Origin of the sequence: Burkholderia sp. E168m22 (assembly GCF_001319805.1) — a bacterium.
Taxonomy (GTDB): domain Bacteria; phylum Pseudomonadota; class Gammaproteobacteria; order Burkholderiales; family Burkholderiaceae; genus Burkholderia; species Burkholderia orbicola.
Genome location: NZ_BBSK01000009.1, coordinates 155,482 through 170,340, shown reverse-complemented (window position 1 = coordinate 170,340; position 14,859 = coordinate 155,482). Strand labels below are relative to the sequence as shown.

Sequence of the window (14,859 nt, the reverse complement as noted above, 5' to 3'; positions counted from 1 at the left end):
CCTTGCACCGGCGCCAGCGGATTCGCACCACCGCCAATCCCGCCCAGTGCGCCCGTTGCCGTGCCGAGCGCATTGCTCAGCGTCCCGTCGCCGTATTCAACGCCCCGTCAACGCACCTGCCGGGTTGCCCCCAACGAGCGCACCCGTCACCTGGTTCACCACGCCCTGCACCGCCCCGAGCGGCTGCATCGTGCCACCGCCACCACCGAGTGCGCCGGTCACCGCCCCCACGGCGCCCGACAGCACTTGCCCCGGCTCGCCGAGCGATGTCTGGATCGCGCCCGACCCGCCCGCCGTCACGGTGACCGAGCCCAGCGGCGACGTGCCCGTCGCGACCAGCCCGACCGACACGCTGTTCGTCGGCGGATTGACGATCACCTGCGGGATCGGGAGCGAGTCGAGCGCCCCCGCCATCGCGGAACCCGAAGCCAGCACCCCGAACACCGTCGCGACCGACAACGCCACACCCGTCAATTTAAAATTCTGTCCCATCGTTATTTTCCCCATCTCGGTTGGCACTACGTTGACAAAGCATGGGGACGGATTGCACGAAGCGTGCCAATTCCAAAAACGGGATTGATTCGTCTGCCTAACGACCGGTAATAACGTTTTTTAATCGATTTCAGGCGAAATTCCTGAATTGCGGAGCCCGAATCGTCTGATGAAAAAGGCCGCCGGAACGCGGATGTAACGTAACGTTTGCGAGCCCCGTAGTAACGTGTTCCGGTACATTCCGCGTAACGTCGAAACACGCGGGCACGATGGGACCCCATACCGCCATAGTGGACTGCCCATTACGCATTTCAACAATATGAAAATGCATTGATAAATCGCGAATTTGCTGATTTTCTTTTATCGCGCGATTTTCTTTCTTATCGATTACGCAGATCATTTCCAATTGCGCGGATTTCGATAAGCCGGACAGCAGAATGAAAAACTGTGAAGCATGCGCATGGCCACCGGCACGTGCCGGCGGCCGAAGCCGCATCTGCGCGCCGCGGGCTCAGCCGAAGCGTGCGGGCCGGTACGGATGGGGATCGATATAGGTAGGCGCGCCCGTCATCATTTCGGCGAGCAGGCGGCCGGTCGCGGGCCCGAGCGTGAGCCCGTGATGGCAATGGCCGAACGCGAACCACAGATGACGGTGCCGCGGCGCCGGCCCGATCACTGGACGCATGTCGGGCGTACATGGCCGCATCCCGAGCCATGGCTGAGGATCGAGCCGCTCGCCGATGCCGAACGCGTCACACGCCAGCGGTTCGGCGCGCGCGAGCTGCACGCCGGTCGGCGGCGCGTCGGGCAGCGCGATCTCGACGCCCGTCGTGAGCCGCAGGCGGCCGCCCTCCATCGGCGCGACGACGAAGCCTGCCTCGGTATCGCACACGGGCACGTTCAGCGGCGTGCGCGTCGGCCGGTAATGCATGTGATACCCGCGCTTCGCGCGCAGCGGAATCCGGTAGCCGAGCGGCGCGAACACCTGATCGGACCACGGCCCGAGCGCGACCACGGCCGAGCGCGCCGAGATCGGCCCGTGTTCGGTCCGGACCTGCCAGCCGTCGTCGACCTGCACGAGCGTCGTCGCGTCGCCGCGCACGAACGTGCCGCCGTCGCGCTCGAACAGCCGCGCATACGCCTTGGTCAGCCCACCGGGACTCGACACGGTCTTCGGGTCCTGCCAGTGAAACGCGCCGCAGAACGCGTCGCCGATACCGGGCTCGCGCGCACGCAGCGCATGCACGTCGAGCACCGTCATCCGCAGCCCGTGCGCGGCGGCCACCCGCTGCTGCGCGCGCGCTTCCGCATCGAACAGCGCGGGCGAACGGAACGCCTCGATCCAGCCGCCGTCGTGCACGAGCGGCTGCGCGTCGGTGCGCGCGAGCAGCACATCGTGCTCAACGACGCTCGCCGCGACGAGCGGCAGCAGGTCGCGCGCGGCGGCCGCGAGCCGCCGCGGCGACGATTCGCGCCAGAAGCGCGCGAGCCAGCCTGCATACGCGGGCAGCGCGCGGTAGTCCCAATAAAGATCGACCGAGCGGTTGCGCGCATAGCGCAGCAGCGTGCCGAGCCGGCGCGGAAACGCATACGGCACGACCGACGAGCGCTCGATCAGCCCCGCATTGCCGTGGCTGGTTTCCTCGCCGGGCGCGCGCCGATCGACGAGCACGACGCGCAGCCCGCGATCCTGCAGATGCAGCGCCGACGACACGCCGACGATGCCGGCCCCCAGAACGATCACGTCGAAATCCATGCTTCCCCGCCCTGTGTCGAGATGGATGCGCGGTGCGCCGGCCCCGCGGCCGGCACGCGGCGGCGCTTACTTCGCGATGATGTCGCGCTTGAAATACTTCTGCGACAGCGCGCTCAGCGTGCCGTCCTTCTTCAGCGCGTCGAGCGCGCCGACGATCTTCGCCTGCAGCGCCTTGTCGTTCTTGCGCAGCCCGAAGCCGGTGCCTTCGCCGAGCGTCGCCGGATCCTTCAGCGGCTCGCCGACGATCTGGTAGTCGCGGCCGGCCGGCTTGTCGAGGAATCCGTCCTGCGCGGTCTGCGCCTCCTGCACGGCCGCGTCGAGACGCCCCGCGACGAGATCGGCGTAGATCTGGTCCTGATCCTGGTACGACACCACGGCCACGCCCGCATTGGCCCAGTGCGCCTTCAGGAAATCCTCCTGCGACGAACCCTGCAGCACGCCGACGTGCTTGCCGCGCAGGCTCGCGACGTCGGGTTTCAGCGGCGAGCCGCGCTTCGCGACCATCACGATCGGCACCACGTAGATCGGCGGCGTGAAGTCGATGCTCTGCTTGCGCTTCGCGGTGATGTTCATCGCCGAGTTGATCGCGTCGAACTTGCGCGCCTGCAGCGCCGGGATCAGCCCGTCGAACGCATTCTCGACCCACACGCACTTCATGTTCAGCTTCGCGCACACCGCGTTGCCGACGTCGACGTCGAAACCCTGCAGCTGACCGGACGGCGTCTTGCTCTCGAACGGCGGATAGGCGGCTTCGATCCCGAAGCGCAACGTGGTCGGTTCCGCATGGGCCGTGACGGCCACGCACGCGAGCGCCGCAGCGGCGCAGAGGGAAAGCTTCCGGTTCATGACGGTTCTTCTGTTCTGGAGTGAGGCGATGAAGATCGGTCGCGCGACGCCCACGGGCGGGCGCCGGTCGGCATTCGAGGCAGGCGGTGGCCGCTTGCCGACGCGCCGAGTTCTGCACGCTAAATATAGACTCAAAGTCTACTATAGACTATAGGGGATACGAGAACGTCACGCCGCCGCACCTCGCCAAAATTTCGTCACCCACTCAGAACATCATTGATTTCACGGTGTTTTTCATACGCCACGTAAAGAATCAAAGTCTCGAAAAGAAAAATCCCATCGGTTTTGTTTGTCTATATTAGACTTTTAGTCCACAACTCACCTCACCGGACGCCGTCTTTCGAGACTTTCCGTCCAGCCCGAACCGGAGATGTCCCCATGACGCAAACCGTCCCCACCCTGCCACTGACCGTGGACGAAGCCGCGGTGCGCGCGGCGCTGCCATCGCTCGACGTGCTCGGCACGCTGCGCCGCATGTTCGCGTCGCTCGCCGCGGCGCGCGCGGTGCAGCCGCCGCAGACACTCACGCTGTTTCCCGACCAGGCCGGCGACTTCATCACGTATCTGGGCGCACTCGCCGACGAGCAGGTGTTCGGCGCGAAGCTGTCGCCGTATGTCGTGACAGGCGGGAAACCGATCGTCACCGCATGGACCGCATTGATGTCGATGCAGACCGGCCAGCCGCTGATGTGGTGCGACGCCGGGCTGCTGACCGTCGAGCGCACGGCCGGCACGACGGCGCTCGCGGTCGACTGCCTCGCGCCGCGCGACGCGCGCCATCTCGCGATCGTCGGCGCGGGCGCGGTCGGCCTTGCACACCTGAAGCACACGGCGGCACTGCGCGACTGGGCCTCGATCCGCGTGTACTCGCCCGCGCTGGCCGGCAACGCGGCGCTGCAGGCGAGCCTCGCCGCGCTCGACCCGCGCGCCCGCGCGGCGGCGAGCGTCGAGGCCTGCGTGCGCGACGCGGACGTGGTGATGCTGTGCACGTCGTCGGGCACGCCCGTGCTCGGCGACGGGATGCTCACGCGCCCCGCGCTCGTCACGTCGATCAGTACGAACGTCGCACGTGCCCACGAAATCCCGCCCGCGTGGCTGCCGGACATGGACGTCTACTGCGACTACCGGCACACGACGCCCGCGAGCGCCGGCGAGATGCAGATCGCGGCTGCCGAGCACGGCTGGGATGCCGGCCGGATCGTCGGCGACCTGCCCGCGCTCGTCGCCGGCACCTGCGCGGCGCCGTCGCGCACGCGTCACGCGCTGTTCCGCTCGATCGGCCTCGGGCTCGAGGACATCGCGATCGCGCACGCGCTGTACACGCATCTGACGCACGCATGAGCGGCACGCGTACGCGGGGCCGATACAATGGCGCAACCGCCGCCGCGGCCGCGCGCGGGCGCACGGGCATGCCGCCCCACGGTGCGCCGGCCCGCCGGCCCGACACGCTGCCCGGCTCCCGCCCACCCGAGATCGCGACACCGATGCGCAAGAAGAAATCTCCCGTCAAAGACCTGCTGCTCACCCGCTATGCGCCGATCGCCGACGGTATCGCCGCCCTGTTCTTCCCGTACGCGGAAGTCGTGATCCACGACCTGCACGACCAGACCGTGCTGTATCTCGCGAACAATCTGTCGAAGCGCGAGGTCGGCGACGATTCCGCGCTCGAGGAAATCGATCATTCGGCGCGCGAGCGCGTGATCGGCCCGTACGAGAAGCTGAACTGGGACGGCCGGCGGATGCGCTGCGTCAGCAACGTGCTGTTCGACGACGAAGGCCGGCCGGCCGGGATGATGTGCATCAACTTCAACATCGCGGTGTTCGACGAGGTGCGCGCGACGCTCGACCTGTTCATCAAGGGCGCGGGCGTCGTCGCGCAACCCGACGAACTGTTCCGCGACGACTGGCAGGAGCGCATCAACACGTTCCTGCACGGCTGGCTGCGCGAGCGGCAGGTCGGGCTGAACGGGCTCACGCGCGAGCACCGGCGCGAACTCGTCGAGGCGCTGTACGCGGAAGGCGCGTTCCGCGGCAAGAGCGCGGCGAACTACGTCGCGAACGTGCTCGGGATGGGACGCGCGACGGTCTACAAGCACCTCAAGCACCTGAAGGAAACGCAAGGCGACGCCTGAGCGCGATGCGGCGGGCGTGATGACGGCACGCTCCGGACACCGGTACCGGACTGCCGATTCCGCGTCGAGCCTTCGCGATGCGCGGACGTGCCCCGGATTCCGCCCGGGCCTGCGGACGACGGAGCTTGGAAGCATAAAGTGATATAGTCGCAGTTACACTTTTTTACCGCCCCGTATCGCCCATGACGACCGCTCCCACTCCGACTGCCCGCCCGACCCTGACCGTCGAAATCTGGTCCGACCTGATCTGCCCGTGGTGCTGGATCGGCAAGCGCCGCTTCGACGAGGCGCTGGCCGCGTTCGCGCACGCCGACCGCGTCGACGTCGCGCTGCGCGCGTACCGGCTGATGCCCGGCCAGCCCGTCGAGCCGGTCGAGGCGATGCTGGCGGGCAAATACCGGATGTCGCCCGCGCAGGTCGACCAGATGCTGCGCCAGGTGACCGATGCAGCGGCGAGCGTCGGGCTGCGCTACGACCTGCCCGGCACGCTGGTCGGCGACACGCTCGACGGCCACCGGCTCGTGAAGCTCGCGGAAGCCACGGGCCGCGCGCACGCGCTGACCGAGCGACTCTATCGCGCGTACTTCTGCGAACACGGCTCGCTGTTCGATCATGCCGCGCTGACCGAATTCGCGGTCGAAGCCGGGCTCGAGCGCGCGGCCGTCGAAGCGGTGCTGCGCAGCGATGCGTACCGCGACGAAGTCGAAGCCGACATCGCGCGCGCCGCGCAGATCGGCGGGCGCGGCGTGCCGCTGTTCGTGTTCGGCGGTCGCTACGCGGTGTCGGGCGCGCAGCCGGCCGACGCGTTCGCGCAGGCGCTCGACCAGGCGTGGCGCGACGGCATCGTCGCACTCGACGGCAACGATGCGGCCGCCTGCGGCCCGGACGGCTGCGAACTGCCGGCCCGGTCGTAATCCGCATCGATTACTTCGCGCGCGTCCCGCCCGGACGCGCCACTACGCGACGCTCCTGCCACAAACCGGCAGGATGCCCGCGCCGGCGACCTCTACAATGCATCCTTCAAATAACGATCAGAAGGCTGCAAGCCCATGACCCACGGGATTCACGGCGAGAAGCGCTGGTACGCGCTGATCGTGCTCTGTCTCGGCGTGCTGATGATCGTGCTCGACAGCACGATCGTGAACGTTGCGCTGCCGTCGATCAGTACCGACCTCCACTTCACCGAAACGGCCCTCGTCTGGGTCGTCAACGCGTACCTGCTGACGTTCGGCGGCTGCCTGCTGCTCGGCGGCCGGCTCGGCGACCTGTACGGCCAGCGGCGCATGTTCCTCGCGGGCCTCGTCGTGTTCACGCTCGCGTCGCTCGCCTGCGGCCTCGCGCAATCGCAGGCGATGCTGATCGCCGCGCGCGCGGTGCAGGGGCTCGGCGGCGCGGTCGTGTCGGCCGTCTCGCTGTCGCTGATCATGAATCTCTTCACGGAACCCGGCGAACGCGCGCGTGCGATGGGCGTCTACGGCTTCGTCTGCGCGGGCGGCGGCAGCATCGGCGTGCTGCTCGGCGGACTGCTGACGAGCTCGCTGTCGTGGCACTGGATCTTCCTCGTCAACCTGCCGATCGGCGTCGCGGTCTATGCGATGTGCGTCGCGCTGCTGCCGCGCGTGCGTGCGCCGGCCGGCGCCGCGCGGCTCGACGTCGCCGGCGCGATCACGGTAACGGCATCGCTGATGCTGGCCGTCTACGGGATCGTCGGCGGCAACGAGGCCGGCTGGCTGTCGACGCAGACCGTCGCACTGATCGGCGCGGCCGTCGTGCTGCTCGCGCTGTTCATCGCGATCGAGTCGCGCGCCGCGCATCCGCTGATGCCGCTCACGCTGTTCGCCGCGCGCAACGTGGCGCTCGCGAACGCGATCGCCGTGCTGTGGGCGGCCGCGATGTTCGCGTGGTTCTTCCTGTCCGCGCTGTACATGCAGCGCGTGCTCGGCTACGGGCCGCTGCAGGTCGGCCTCGCGTTCCTGCCGGCGAATTTGATCATGGCCGCGTTCTCGCTCGGGCTGTCGGCGCGCATCGTGATGCGTTTCGGCATCCGCGGCCCGACTGCCGCCGGCCTGCTGCTCGCGGCGTGCGGCCTCGCGCTGTTCTCGCGCGCGCCGGTCGACGGCGGTTTCGTGTGGCACGTGCTGCCCGGCATGACGCTGCTCGGCATCGGCGCAGGCGTCGCGTTCAACCCGGTGCTGCTCGCCGCGATGAACGACGTCGACCCGGCCGATTCCGGGCTCGCGTCGGGCATCGTCAACACGTCGTTCATGATGGGCGGCGCGCTCGGGCTCGCGATCCTCGCGAGTCTCGCCGGCGCCCGCACCGACGCGCTCGCGGCGGCGCAAGCCACGCCGCTCGACGCGCTGAACGGCGGCTACCACGCGGCCTTCGCGTTCGGCGCGGCGTTTGCCGCCGTGGCCGCGCTGACCGGTTTGGCGCTGCGCATCCGGCCGCCCCGCGCGATCGAAGGCACCGGCCCTGCGATGCACTGACCGTCGGCGGGGGAACCGGGAGCCGGGAGCCGAGAACCGAGAACCGAGAACCCGCATCGGATCAGGGCACGCATTGTCGCGCCTCTTTTTTATGCGCGTCGGACGCGCGCCGCTTAAGCCCGGTTCGTCATCGCTTTCGGGCCGATCATCACCGTCGGCCGCGCCCCTGCTCAAACGCCCGTTTCACGTCCCGCCGGCCGCCGCCGTGCGCGCCTCCCCGGCCGATTTTTAACGCAGTCGTACGTTGACGCGTCACTTTTGCGACAATGGCGGACTTTGATGCGCGCGCCGCGGCCGCGCGCCGCCGCCGAACGCCGCATAACCGCCTGCTCCCGATGTCGCTTCCCCATATCGATCTGCTGTACTCGCTGTCCGGCCTGTTCGTCGGCGTTCTCGTCGGCCTGACGGGTGTCGGCGGCGGTTCGTTGATGACGCCGATTCTCGTGCTGCTGTTCGGCGTCCACCCCGCGACGGCGGTCGGCACCGACCTGCTGTACGCAGCCGCGACCAAGGCCACCGGTACGCTCGTCCACGGCCTGAAAGGCTCGATCGACTGGCGCATCACGGGCCGGCTCGCCGCGGGCAGCGTGCCGGCCGCGGCGCTCACGCTGTGGTGGCTGCATACGCACGGGATGAACACGCCGGGCACCGCGCGGATGATCCAGCTCGTCTTGGGCATTGCACTGCTGCTCACGTCGCTCGCGCTGATCTTCCGCCCTCAACTGACCGCGTTCGCCGCCCGCAACCCGCTCGCGCCGAGCCCCGCGCGCACGCTGTGGTCGACCGTGCTGACGGGCGCCGTGCTCGGCGTGCTCGTGTCGATGACGTCGGTCGGCGCCGGCGCGATCGGCGTCACCGTGCTTCTGCTGCTGTATCCGCTGCTCGCGACGACCCGCATCGTCGGTTCCGACATCGCGCATGCAGTGCCGCTCACGCTGGTCGCGGGCATGGGCCACTGGCTGCTCGGCTCGGTCGACTGGTCGATGCTGCTGTCGCTGCTGCTCGGCTCGCTGCCGGGCATCGTGATCGGCAGCCTGCTGTCGGCGCGCGCGCCCGAGCGGCTGCTGCGCAACCTGCTCGCGTCGACCCTGGTCGCGGTCGGCGTGCGGCTCGTGCTGGCGTAAGCGGCCTCTCACGCCTGCCGAAATGCGCCGCCTCAGTGCGTGCCCCCAAACCACCTGTCGCCTGTCTTGACGGACGACCAAGCGGGTTTCACGACATACCGGTCAGGGCACGTGCAACAGGCAAGTATTTCGCCAGGATGCCCAGCATGGTGGCGGCCTCGGCTTTCGACACCGGCGGAAACGGCGAAACGTACGACGTGCCGTTGCGTCGCTCGTGTGCCTTCGTGATGAAAGCGAATTCCGGGGCGCTCACACCCAACGAGGTGGAGACGCGCTGGATAGCCAGGTTGCGGCCGGCATCTTTGGTCCTCACCTCGTAGAACTCCAGAACAGCCTGTACGACCTGGAAGTAGCCTTCGTAGGCCAAGGTAAATACCTGCAAATGCCGGGCGGGATCCAGTTCGTCGGCAGTGGCCTTGTAATCCTCCGCATTGCGCAGGAAGCCCGCGATTGCCCCGGGTGTCGGCGCAACCGCATCGAAGGCTCTCGTCTTGATAAGGTTTTCGTATTCGGTCGGACGTGACATCACAAAATCCTCAAAGTCGGTCCCTGGGCGATCTGCGCGATGACGGGATCGCTATCGACCAGCGCGGCCCATTCGGCAGGTTCGTACAACGAGAAGTTGATGGGACGCTGCAGATCATGCTCGGCGGCGTGCAAGGCTTCGGCCAACTCGAGAAGCTGGGCGTCGCCGATGACGATCAGGTCGATGTCGCTTCGGCTGCTGTCGGTACCCTTGGCCACCGAGCCAAACACGAAGGCCGTGGAAATATGCCCGGCAAAAGGCGACAAGGCTTCCTTCAACGGCTCTGCGACAGCGAACGTCTTTCGCGCAATCTCGACGAGTTCCGGATAGAGGACGAAGTCCGTATTGGCGCGGATGCTCCGCTGCCGGCCTCGGCGCGCGTCTTCCTTGAGTACGCCGGCCTCGATCAGCCGGTCTATCTGCTTTTGAGCGCTGCCGTGTCCACTGCTTGCCAGACGCAGCAATTCCTGCAGCGTAAAGCAGCGGTCGGGTTCTAGCAGCGTGGCACCCAGCACACGTTGCATGCCGGGTGTGAGGAGAAAGTCGGCGACGCCCACAAAAATCCTTGAGTCGGGGATGACTGTCCTCATTATGAGGATTTTTCACTTAATCCTCAACAGAAGGACACAAATCCCCATTTTGAGGATTAAGTGTGCCGTCATCTGCGACTTCCGAGGCGACGCACGCTGCTCCGACACAAAAGCCAATGCCCCGGGAGTCCGGAACAACAGCGACGTCACCAACGCACGCGACCTGAAGCACTGGCCCGCATTGCGCGAGTGCACTTGTTCGTCGCGTCGCGGCGGGCATCGCCCGCCGCCCGCCACGCTTACTGCCCCTGCTGCTGCAGTTTCTGCTGCTTCAACTGCTGCGTGCGCGCCTGCAGCTTCAGCACGCGCTGCAGCGCGGTGCGGTTCGCGAGGATGCCGTCGTAGAAGTTGGCGAGATCGCCCTTCAGCGCGGTCCGCGACGCGTCGTTCAGGTAGATCATGTGGCCCGACGGGTAGTTCTTGATCGTCAGGTTCTGCGCCTTGAGCGTCGGATCGAGCGGCATCTGCGCGAGCGTCAGCTCCGTCTGGTGGAACGGCGTGACGGCGTCGAAATAGCCGTTCGCCGACAGCACCTTCAGGTCCGGGTTCACGCTCATCGTCGACGCCAGGTCGCCGGCCGTGTACAGCGTATTGCCGCCGCCCTTGTTCGCGCCGGTCGGGTCGATGTGACTGAAGTCCCAGTTGTTGAAGACCTGGTCGTTCAGGTCCACGAACGACGACGTCGACGTGTACTTGAGGTCGGTGTTGATGTAGCTGTTCCACAGCACCGTGTATGCGCCGCCGACGTTCGTGATCGACGGATCGTTGCTGCCCGAGTTCGGCAGGATGTACGGCGCGATGCCCTTGCCCGTGAAGTTCGCGCGACCGTCGTACTGGCCGATCTGGGTGCCCGGCACCAGCGTCAGGAAGAACGTGTACGGCGGGTTGTCATCCGACGACGGCACGTTGCCGAGCGCGGCCGGGTTGCCGAAGGTCTGGATCAGCGACGTCGGGTCCGTGCCGATGTACGCGCCCATCTGCTGCGCGGTCGCGAGCTTCAGGTTCAGCCGCACGTTCACGAAGCCGCCGTCCTGCGGGTTCGGCTTCTGCGCGAGCGGCGCGAGCGTGTTGTCCGCGTAGTTGCGGGCCTGGACCATGTACGCGTCGAGATCGGTCGGCGTCGGGTTGAGCGTCGTCTTCTTCCAGTAGAACGCGTCGGCCGCGAGCGTCGGGAACGTGCCCGGCGCGGACAGCGCGTTCGCATAGTCGAGGATCGACGACTGCAGCGTGATCCCGTTCAGGTCGATGCCGTCCTCGTGCAGCACCCACGACACGACCGCGCTGCGCGCGGTGCCGTACGACTCGCCGTACAGGAACTTCGGCGAATTCCAGCGCGAGTACTTGGTCAGGTAGCGCTGAATGAAGCGGTCGATCGAGCGCGCATCCTGGTCGGTGCCCCAGAAGTCCTTGTTCTTCGCCGGTGCGATCGCGGTCGAATAACCGGTGCCGACCGGGTTGATGAACACCAGGTCGGTGCGGTCGAGCAGGCTGTCCGGGTTGTCGAGCAGCTTGTACGGCGCGGGCGGCGTGAAGTTCGGGAACGACGACTGCAGGCGCTTCGGCCCGTACGAGCCGAGCAGCAGGTAGACCGACGACGAACCGGGGCCGCCGTTGTAGAAGAACGTGACCGGACGCGGCTTCGACGGGTCCGGATTGTCCTGCGTGTACGCGACGTAGAACATCTTCGCGTTCGGCGCCGACGTGACCGGATCGATCGTCGTCAGGTGGCCGGTGGTGGCCGTGTACTTGATCGTCTTGCCGCCGATCGTGACCTGGCGGTGCACGACCGCGGCGCCTTCCGTCGAATCCGTGACCGCGTCGTTCGGCCCGGTGCCGTACACGTCGGTGTCGACGTACGGCTGGTCGGCCGCGGCGGCGGCCGTTGCGTCGGTGGCGGCCGACGTGCTGCCGCTGGTCGTCGCAGCCGCGGTGGCGGCCGACGCGCTCGGGCTCGGCCCGTCGTCGCCGCCGCACCCCGTGACGAGCAGCGCCGCGGCCGCTGCGGCGGCGAGCGGTACGCTCAAGGTCGTTCCAAATAGCGCGAAACCGTCTTTCAAGGACTTCCGTGTCGTCATTATTGCCTCTCGAACAGAACGATAAATACCGCCGGCCGCAAAGGATCATTTGCGCCGGCGCTCCGCACCGGGAATGCATTCGTTATGCGACGCACTCCGAGTTTTTTACCGGATCGGCGAATACCGATCGGCACGATTTACCCCACCCATGTTTTTTGCAACCGCACAATGGAATCAATTCCATTGCCAACGACAATTCAATGATTCGCTGCAATACGGATTCATTCCGTGAATTTGCAGGCGCAACAAAAAAGACGGACAAAAGAACGCCGTGCAAAGCCCGCCCGGAAAAGCGTCTTCACTTCGAATAGACGAACGATCCCCCTCGGCGAGATACCGATTAATCGCGAAACGGCGATCAGCCGGGATTCGAGTCGATTGAATAAAATCGAAAGGATCGATTAACTAAACGGAAAGGAATATTCTCGTGTCTGGAATTTATTAAATTAAGTGAAAATACCGGCGCATATTAGGTTCCGGATTTATCGCCGTAAAGTAATAATTTGTTACAGCGCTCGCCATTCGGATAAAAGGCCGTACGGGACCGATTCCAGGCGACGTCAATAAAAAAGCCGGACGACGGTCCGGCTTGCTGGAGAACGCGTGGCGGGCGCCGTCAGAGCGGCACGTCGATCGTGCCGACGCCGGTCGCGATCGCGTTCGCGCCCGGCGCGGTCGAGATCGGCGGCAGGTTCGCGCTCGTCAGCGCGGGCGCGGCGCCCGGCGTGCCGCCGCGCGGCACCGTGCGGATCACCTGCGACGGCGGCAGCGGCGCGCCGTTCTTCAGATGCCGCCACATCAGGTTCAGCGCCTGCACGTTGTAGTAGTGAACCGGCACGAAGCGCGTGTCGAAGCCCGGCACCGACAGGAACGCGTCGAAGTGCTGGCCGTTCGTCACTTCGTAGAACACCAGTTGGCTGCGCCCGGCTTCGCTGATGCCGTTCTGCGCGACGTACGCGCGCGACGCATGGTTCACCGGTACGAGCGCATCGCTGCGGCCCTGCACGATGATCGCCGGCTTGCCGTGCAGGTTCGCGTTCACGCGCACCGCGTCGACGTTCGCGGGCATCCCGAGCATCCCGTTGGTCCACAGCTGGCGCAGGCACAGCGCGCCCGCGAAGCTTGCATCGGGCGTCGCAAGCCGGTGGTCGGTGCCCGCGCCGTCGTTGAACACCAGATTGATGCCGGCAGTCGGCGGCACGCCGTTGCCGACGCCGAACACGCTCGGCATCGGCGATGCAGCGGGCGCCGCGACCACGCCCGTCGCCGGGTTCGTCGTCGCGAAGCTGAAGTTGCACAGGTTGTCGGTGACGCGCGAGCGCGTGTACGCGTTCGCATAGGTGACCGCGATCGCTGGAATTGCCTGCGAATCCCACATCGGTGCCTGCAGCAGGTCGGAATCGGCCAGATAGCCGGCCGCGTGAAGTTGCGCGAGCGCGTCGGCCGCCTGGCTCTGCGTGTCGGCGCCCGCCACCAGCCCGGCCGCGGCGAGCGTCGCGCAGCGCTGCGTGCGGATCGACTGCGTGGTCGTGGCCGGCAGCGCGCTCAGGTACGGCGCGCCGGCGAGCGACGCCGACGCGGCCGCGCACGGTTCCAGCAGATTCGCGAGCGTCGCGTAATCGGCCAGCGGCCGGCCGAACGACGGCACCGGCTGGCCGCCCGCGCGGACCACCGCATTCGGCGCCATCCGCACGTTGATCTGCGGCTCGCCGACCACCACCGCGGTAATCCAGCCCCGATTGTCTTGTTCGGCGGCAGCGAGCGACGCGCCGCCGCCGTTGCTGACCGACGCGGCGATCGTCGTGATGTCGCCCGCGCGATAGCGCACGCCGTGACGCGCGCCGTCGATCACCGGTCCGAACTGCTCGTTGAGCGCCCAGTACGCGAATTCGACCGACTGCAGCGTCACGCGCCCCCAGTCCTGCTCGGGGTTCTGCTGCGAATGTGCATGCTTGAACGCATAACGGTTCGGGAAGCGGCTGTTGAATGCAGCGAGATCGCCGCTCGTCACGTTCGCGGTGAACAGGCTCGCGGTGCCGGCCAGCACCGCGTTGGCAAGCGTGCCGTCGATCAGCGTGACGGTGTCGGAACCGAGCTCGTGCGCGCCGTTGCCGCCGCCCTTGTCGTTGTAGGCCACCGCGCAGCCGCGCTTGAGCGCCCACTCGCCGGCCGCGGAAATCGCGCCGTACACGCCGCGCGAGCCCGACGACGTCGCCGTGACGATGCACGGTTGCGCGGGGTTGAAGCTCGCGGGCACCTGCACGAGCAGTGTGACGTTCTTGCTGCCGCTGCCGTCGTCGGCGTACGCGAGATATTCGGTGCCGGGGATCTTGCCTTCGCCGAGCGTGTCGTTGCCGTCGAGGTCGACGTTCGGCCCCCAGAAGCGGCCATAGCCGCCGTTCGCACTCATGTCGACGAGCGCGCGATAGTTCGACCAGATGGCGAGACGGCGCAATTCGGCGCTGGTCGGCCGCGACGGGTTCGCGAACCCGGGCGCAGTCGCCGCCGCGAGGCCGGTCTTGCCGAGGCCGGCCGTCAGCAGGTCGTCGCTCGCGCCGTCGTAGGCCGTCGTGCGCACGCTGCCGGACACGAAGCCGGGCAACCGGTTGCGCTCGGCCGACTCGTCGCCGTTGCACGCGCCGAGCATCGCGACCGCGGCCAGCGCCCCCCCACACACCACCCGCCTGCCCCACCCGAGTTTCGTCATCGCCGCCCCCTCGATATCGTTATCGGTCCGCCGCCGCGTCGCACGCGGCGTTCGGCCTCTGAAGCGCAAACGGGCCCCGGCATGCCGGGGCCCGCCTGGAAACGGGCGCACGCGGCGCTCGC

The 14,859-nt window shown here is 67.2% G+C and carries 11 protein-coding genes and 1 pseudogene; 5 read left to right on the top strand and 7 right to left on the bottom strand.

Going from position 1 to position 14,859, the window contains the following annotated elements:
• From AP428_RS01535 to AP428_RS01525, 3 genes and pseudogenes are all read right to left on the bottom strand, one after another.
• Window positions 1-492 (bottom strand): annotated as a pseudogene (locus AP428_RS01535) (hypothetical protein); the annotation flags it as partial.
• Between the two features lie 511 nt (window positions 493-1,003).
• Window positions 1,004-2,248, bottom strand: a complete 1,245-nt coding sequence (locus AP428_RS01530; RefSeq protein WP_054927430.1) for an FAD-binding oxidoreductase — start codon at window positions 2,246-2,248, stop codon at window positions 1,004-1,006.
• 66 nt (window positions 2,249-2,314) lie between these two features.
• Window positions 2,315-3,094: an ABC transporter substrate-binding protein gene (locus tag AP428_RS01525; protein ID WP_054927429.1), complete on the bottom strand. Its 780-nt coding sequence runs from the start codon at window positions 3,092-3,094 to the stop codon at window positions 2,315-2,317.
• A 378-nt stretch (window positions 3,095-3,472) separates the two neighbouring features.
• Between AP428_RS01525 and AP428_RS01520 the strand changes: the two genes are divergently transcribed.
• The 5 genes from AP428_RS01520 (at window position 3,473) to AP428_RS01500 (ending at window position 8,839) form a co-directional block, all read left to right on the top strand.
• Window positions 3,473-4,435 carry an ornithine cyclodeaminase family protein gene (locus AP428_RS01520; RefSeq protein ID WP_054927428.1) on the top strand — a complete coding sequence of 321 codons (963 nt, stop codon included), beginning with the start codon at window positions 3,473-3,475 and terminating at the stop codon, window positions 4,433-4,435.
• A complete protein-coding gene (locus AP428_RS01515; RefSeq protein ID WP_006476753.1) occupies window positions 4,432-5,226 on the top strand; it encodes a transcriptional regulator in 795 nt (264 codons plus the stop codon). The genes AP428_RS01520 and AP428_RS01515 overlap by 4 nt, the downstream gene beginning before the upstream one ends.
• 182 nt (window positions 5,227-5,408) lie before the next feature.
• Window positions 5,409-6,140, top strand: a complete 732-nt coding sequence (locus AP428_RS01510; protein ID WP_054927427.1) for a DsbA family oxidoreductase — start codon at window positions 5,409-5,411, stop codon at window positions 6,138-6,140.
• Between the two features lie 135 nt (window positions 6,141-6,275).
• Window positions 6,276-7,715 carry a DHA2 family efflux MFS transporter permease subunit gene (locus AP428_RS01505; protein WP_054927426.1) on the top strand — a complete coding sequence of 480 codons (1,440 nt, stop codon included), beginning with the start codon at window positions 6,276-6,278 and terminating at the stop codon, window positions 7,713-7,715.
• Window positions 7,716-8,050: 335 nt separating this feature from the next.
• The gene (locus AP428_RS01500) at window positions 8,051-8,839 is read left to right on the top strand and encodes a sulfite exporter TauE/SafE family protein (RefSeq protein WP_054927437.1); all 789 of its coding nucleotides are present in this window, start codon (window positions 8,051-8,053) and stop codon (window positions 8,837-8,839) included.
• An 88-nt stretch (window positions 8,840-8,927) separates the two neighbouring features.
• Here AP428_RS01500 and AP428_RS01495 read toward each other — a convergent pair whose 3' ends face one another.
• The 4 genes from AP428_RS01495 to AP428_RS01480 form a co-directional block, all read right to left on the bottom strand.
• Window positions 8,928-9,365 (bottom strand): hypothetical protein, encoded by a 438-nt coding sequence (locus AP428_RS01495; protein WP_011544715.1) that lies wholly within the window; start codon window positions 9,363-9,365, stop codon window positions 8,928-8,930.
• The gene (locus AP428_RS01490) at window positions 9,365-9,955 is read right to left on the bottom strand and encodes a nucleotidyltransferase domain-containing protein (protein WP_006476758.1); all 591 of its coding nucleotides are present in this window, start codon (window positions 9,953-9,955) and stop codon (window positions 9,365-9,367) included. The genes AP428_RS01495 and AP428_RS01490 overlap by 1 nt, the downstream gene beginning before the upstream one ends.
• Before the next feature lie 239 nt (window positions 9,956-10,194).
• A complete protein-coding gene (locus AP428_RS01485; protein ID WP_053524217.1) occupies window positions 10,195-12,030 on the bottom strand; it encodes a S10 family peptidase in 1,836 nt (611 codons plus the stop codon).
• A 616-nt stretch (window positions 12,031-12,646) separates the two neighbouring features.
• On the bottom strand, window positions 12,647-14,737 hold the full coding sequence (locus tag AP428_RS01480) for a D-(-)-3-hydroxybutyrate oligomer hydrolase (RefSeq protein WP_054927425.1): 2,091 nt from the start codon (window positions 14,735-14,737) through the stop codon (window positions 12,647-12,649).
• Window positions 14,738-14,859: the final 122 nt, after the last annotated feature.

Coding starts and splice junctions, on each gene's coding strand:
- AP428_RS01530 (WP_054927430.1), bottom strand. CDS start 2,248: ATGGATTTCGACGTGATCGTTCTGGGGGCCGGCATCGTCGGCGTGTCG.
- AP428_RS01525 (WP_054927429.1), bottom strand. CDS start 3,094: ATGAACCGGAAGCTTTCCCTCTGCGCCGCTGCGGCGCTCGCGTGCGTG.
- AP428_RS01520 (WP_054927428.1), top strand. CDS start 3,473: ATGACGCAAACCGTCCCCACCCTGCCACTGACCGTGGACGAAGCCGCG.
- AP428_RS01515 (WP_006476753.1), top strand. CDS start 4,432: ATGAGCGGCACGCGTACGCGGGGCCGATACAATGGCGCAACCGCCGCC.
- AP428_RS01510 (WP_054927427.1), top strand. CDS start 5,409: ATGACGACCGCTCCCACTCCGACTGCCCGCCCGACCCTGACCGTCGAA.
- AP428_RS01505 (WP_054927426.1), top strand. CDS start 6,276: ATGACCCACGGGATTCACGGCGAGAAGCGCTGGTACGCGCTGATCGTG.
- AP428_RS01500 (WP_054927437.1), top strand. CDS start 8,051: ATGTCGCTTCCCCATATCGATCTGCTGTACTCGCTGTCCGGCCTGTTC.
- AP428_RS01495 (WP_011544715.1), bottom strand. CDS start 9,365: ATGTCACGTCCGACCGAATACGAAAACCTTATCAAGACGAGAGCCTTC.
- AP428_RS01490 (WP_006476758.1), bottom strand. CDS start 9,955: ATGAGGACAGTCATCCCCGACTCAAGGATTTTTGTGGGCGTCGCCGAC.
- AP428_RS01485 (WP_053524217.1), bottom strand. CDS start 12,030: ATGACGACACGGAAGTCCTTGAAAGACGGTTTCGCGCTATTTGGAACG.
- AP428_RS01480 (WP_054927425.1), bottom strand. CDS start 14,737: ATGACGAAACTCGGGTGGGGCAGGCGGGTGGTGTGTGGGGGGGCGCTG.